Here is a 3,435-nt window from a genome sequence, read left to right as displayed (position 1 = left end):
GGTCGTCTACGAACTCGCCGGCGGCGACGTAGCCGAACTCATGCGAGCCGCCCGCCGCATCCTCACCGAATTGCTCAGCGGACAGAACGAGCTGCTGGAGGAGCTGCGGGAGGTCGAGGCCGAGACCGAGGTCGGTGCTCGGTGACGTCTCCTGCCGCCCGGGCGTGGGCCCGGGTGCGTTCCCTGCTGCCGGCCCGCGCCGAGCTGGCGGGCATGGCCCGCAGCCCGCGCCGTGATCTGCTGGCCGGGCTGACGGTGGCGATCGTGGCCCTGCCGCTCGCCCTCGGGTTCGGGGTCTCCTCCGGCCTGGGCGCGGAGTCGGGGCTTGCCACCGCGGTGGTGGCGGGCGGGCTGGCCGCGGTGTTCGGTGGGTCGAATCTGCAGGTGTCCGGGCCCACGGGCGCCATGACGGTGGTCCTGGTGCCCATCGTCGCCCAGTACGGCCCCGGCGGCGTCCTCATGGTCGGTCTGCTCGCCGGTTTGATGCTGATCGCGCTCGCCCTCGCCCGCGCCGGCCGGTACATGCAGTACGTGCCGGCCCCCGTGGTCGAAGGCTTCACCTTCGGCATCGCGTGCGTGATCGGGCTGCAGCAGGTACCGAATGCGCTGGGGGTGGCCGAGCCCGAGGGCGGGCAGGTCCTCACGGTCGCCTGGCGTGCGGTCGACGCCTTCGTCGAGGCGCCCAACTGGGCTGCCGTCGGACTGGCGGCCGCGGTCGCCGCGGTCATGCTGATCGGCGCGCGGTGGCGGCCGGCCGTCCCCTTCTCCATCCTCGCGGTGACCGGTGCCACTGTCGTGGCGCAGCTGTGTCACCTGGGCGCGGCCCGTCCGATCGGGGACCTGCCCGCAGGGCTTCCCGTCCCGTCGCTCGCCTTCCTGGATCCCGGGGCACTGGGTTCACTGCTGGCGCCCGCCGTGGCAGTGGCGGCGCTGGCCGCGCTGGAATCGCTGCTGTCGGCGTCCGTCGCCGACGGCATGACCGTCGGGCAGAAGCACGACCCCGACAAGGAGCTGTTCGGACAGGGCCTCGCCAACCTGGCGGCTCCGCTGTTCGGCGGCGTCCCGGCCACCGGCGCGATAGCGCGCACCGCGGTCAACGTCCGTACCGGCGCGAGTTCGCGACTGGCGGCCCTCACCCACGCCGCGATCCTCGCCGTCGTCGTCTTCGCCGCCGCCCCGCTGGTCTCCTGCATCCCGCTCGCAGCCCTCGCTGGTGTACTGATCGCGACCGCTATCCGCATGGTCGAGGTGGGGAGCCTGCGGGCGATGGCCCGCGCCACACGTTCCGACGGCCTGGTGCTGATCCTCACGGCCGTCGCGACCGTGGCCCTGGACCTCGTGTACGCCGTCATGATCGGTCTGCTCGTCGCCGGCGCGCTCGCCCTGAGGGCGGTGGCCGGGCAGGCGCGCCTGGACCGGGTTTCCTTGCAGTCGGACGCGGCCGGCGACCACAGTGCCGGGGCACACGCGCTACTGGACGAGCGCATCGTGGCGTACCGCATCGACGGCCCGCTGTTCTTCGCCGCTTCCCACCGCTTCCTGCTGGAGCTCTCGGAGGTCGCGGACGGTCGTGTGGTGATCCTGCGCATGTCCCGTGTGACCACCGTGGACGCCACCGGTGCCCTCGTTCTGAAGGACGCGGTCACCAAGCTGAACCGGCGCGGCATCACCGTCCTGGCCTCCGGCATACGCCCCGGCCAACGCCGGGTTCTCGACTCCGTAGGCGCCCTCGTCCTGCTCCGGGCCGCCACGGGCGACGACTACGCCGACACCTCCGAAGCCGTCGCCGCCGCCCGCAGCCACCTGCGCAGCGCCGAAACCCTGCCCCCCGCCCCTGCATTCCCCGCCCCGGCGCGCTCGCACGCCCCCGCAGCCGTGATCACCGAGGAGTCTTCCCGATGACCACTTCTCCCTCGCTCCGCCGCATGTTCGAGGTGTCCGGTGAGGAGGCCTGGTACCTGCTCGGAGGTGTGGCCCACGGCCGCATCGTCTACGAGCAGCGGGACGGCGTCGCCGTACGACCTGCCTGCCACGTTCTGGAGTACGGGCGCCTGATCGTCCGCACCCCGGCTCCCGGTGCGGCCCTCTTCGGGCGCGTCACCGTCACCTACCACTGCGACCACCTCCACCCCGGCACCGGGACCGGCTGGGCGGTGACAGTCGGCGGTCTCGCCGAGGTCATCACCAACCCGGACGAAGCCGCCCACTGCCGCCGGACCCTCCCCGGCTGGGTCCACGGCCCCCACGACACGCTCCTGCGCATCCGTCCGCAGGCCGTGACCGCCTTCCGCTTCGCCCCCGCAGCCGGCGCATCCGGCACCGCCGGTGGCACGACCCGGTCCGCAGCTTCATGAGACTGTCCGCTTCCCTGCCGTTCCGGTCCGTGCTCGTCTGCCCGACCGTGCCCGCCTCGGTGGCCCTGGCCCGCCGCACCGCCGAGATGATCTACGTCGAATCCTGGGGCATCAACCCCGGCCACCAGGCCTTCGGCCCGGCACTTCTCATGCTCAGCGAGCTCGTCACCAATACCGTCCGGCACACGGCAGCCCTCTCGCCTCAGGTGACCGTCACCTACGCCGCGGGTCCGAAGACCCTCGCCTTCGGTGTCCACGACCGTCACCCCCACCTCCCCGACCCGGCACGCTTCGCAGCCTGCGCCGGCGGACTCCGCCTCATCGCCGAGCTGACCGCGGAGCTGTGCGGCAGCTGCACAGTGCAGCGGGACACCGACGGCGAGGGCAAGACCATCTGGATCTCCCTGCCGATCTGACGCCCGTACAGTCCGACGCCCGTACAGCAGTGATCTCACAACGGACGGGAACCGGCGCCGCTTCTGCGGGAACTCAGGTCGTCGGGGACGCGGAAACGGGCCAGCACCACTTTGCCGCAGCCGTGCGCGGCAGGTTCCACACTCAACGTGCCGCCGTAGGCGGCGGCCAGGTCGGTGACGGTCCGGAGACCGTCCCCCATCCCTGCCGGGGACAGCACGGGAAGGCTCGGGGCCTGGTCGGCTACGCCGATGACGAGCTGACCGGCCCCGGCCGCGATGGTCACATCCGCTGTGGGGGACTGGTCGGCCGCGTGCCGCACGGCGTTCGCGACCAGCTCGCTCACCACCAGTAGGACAGCGCCGGCGAAGGCCGAGTCCGGGCGGAGCCCGTACTCCGAAAGCGCCGTCGTCGTATCGTGCCGCGCCTGCCGCACCGCCTCCGGAACCAGCGGAATCGTCAGGATGCGCCGCCACACAGGAGAGGAACCCGCATACGCTGCCGCAGGCGATGCGCGCTTGCGGCGCCACGTCACCGCGAAGCCTCCGCTTCGGCGCCGCGGAGTTCCTCCAGCAGCTCGTTCTGTCCGCTGAGCATCTCGGTGAGGATGCGGCGGGCGGCTCGCATGAGTTCGGCTACGTCGCCGCCGGCGAGTTCGTAGACGACT

Annotated in this window: 4 protein-coding genes and 2 pseudogenes; 4 read left to right on the top strand and 2 right to left on the bottom strand. The window is 72.3% G+C overall.

All coding sequences use genetic code 11. The annotated features are described in order from the left end of the window. The 4 genes and pseudogenes from NQU55_RS36120 to NQU55_RS36105 all read left to right on the top strand — a co-directional run. Positions 1-145 (top strand): annotated as a pseudogene (locus NQU55_RS36120) (transcriptional regulator); the annotation flags it as partial. After that, positions 142-1,902: a SulP family inorganic anion transporter gene (locus NQU55_RS36115; RefSeq protein WP_168096879.1), complete on the top strand. Its 1,761-nt coding sequence runs from the start codon at positions 142-144 to the stop codon at positions 1,900-1,902. The pseudogene NQU55_RS36120 and the gene NQU55_RS36115, both read left to right, overlap by 4 nt. Then, the gene (locus tag NQU55_RS36110) at positions 1,899-2,354 is read left to right on the top strand and encodes a pyridoxamine 5'-phosphate oxidase family protein (protein ID WP_256791861.1); all 456 of its coding nucleotides are present in this window, start codon (positions 1,899-1,901) and stop codon (positions 2,352-2,354) included. The genes NQU55_RS36115 and NQU55_RS36110 overlap by 4 nt, the downstream gene beginning before the upstream one ends. Further along, entirely contained in the window at positions 2,351-2,770 is a 420-nt protein-coding gene (locus NQU55_RS36105; RefSeq protein ID WP_168097029.1) for an ATP-binding protein, read from the top strand. Before NQU55_RS36110 ends, NQU55_RS36105 begins: the two co-directional genes overlap by 4 nt. Before the next feature lie 35 nt (positions 2,771-2,805). On the opposite strand, the gene NQU55_RS36100 is transcribed toward NQU55_RS36105, so the two are convergent. After that, a complete protein-coding gene (locus NQU55_RS36100) occupies positions 2,806-3,303 on the bottom strand; it encodes an ATP-binding protein (RefSeq protein WP_256791860.1) in 498 nt (165 codons plus the stop codon). Further along, a pseudogene (locus NQU55_RS36095) lies at positions 3,300-3,435 on the bottom strand (transcriptional regulator); the annotation flags it as partial. The gene NQU55_RS36100 and the pseudogene NQU55_RS36095, both read right to left, overlap by 4 nt.

Source organism: Streptomyces telluris (genome assembly GCF_024519335.1).
GTDB classification, from domain to species: domain Bacteria; phylum Actinomycetota; class Actinomycetes; order Streptomycetales; family Streptomycetaceae; genus Streptomyces; species Streptomyces telluris.
This window is presented reverse-complemented; position numbering and strand designations above follow the sequence as displayed.

Coding starts and splice junctions, on each gene's coding strand:
- NQU55_RS36110 (WP_256791861.1), top strand. CDS start 1,899: ATGACCACTTCTCCCTCGCTCCGCCGCATGTTCGAGGTGTCCGGTGAG.
- NQU55_RS36105 (WP_168097029.1), top strand. CDS start 2,351: ATGAGACTGTCCGCTTCCCTGCCGTTCCGGTCCGTGCTCGTCTGCCCG.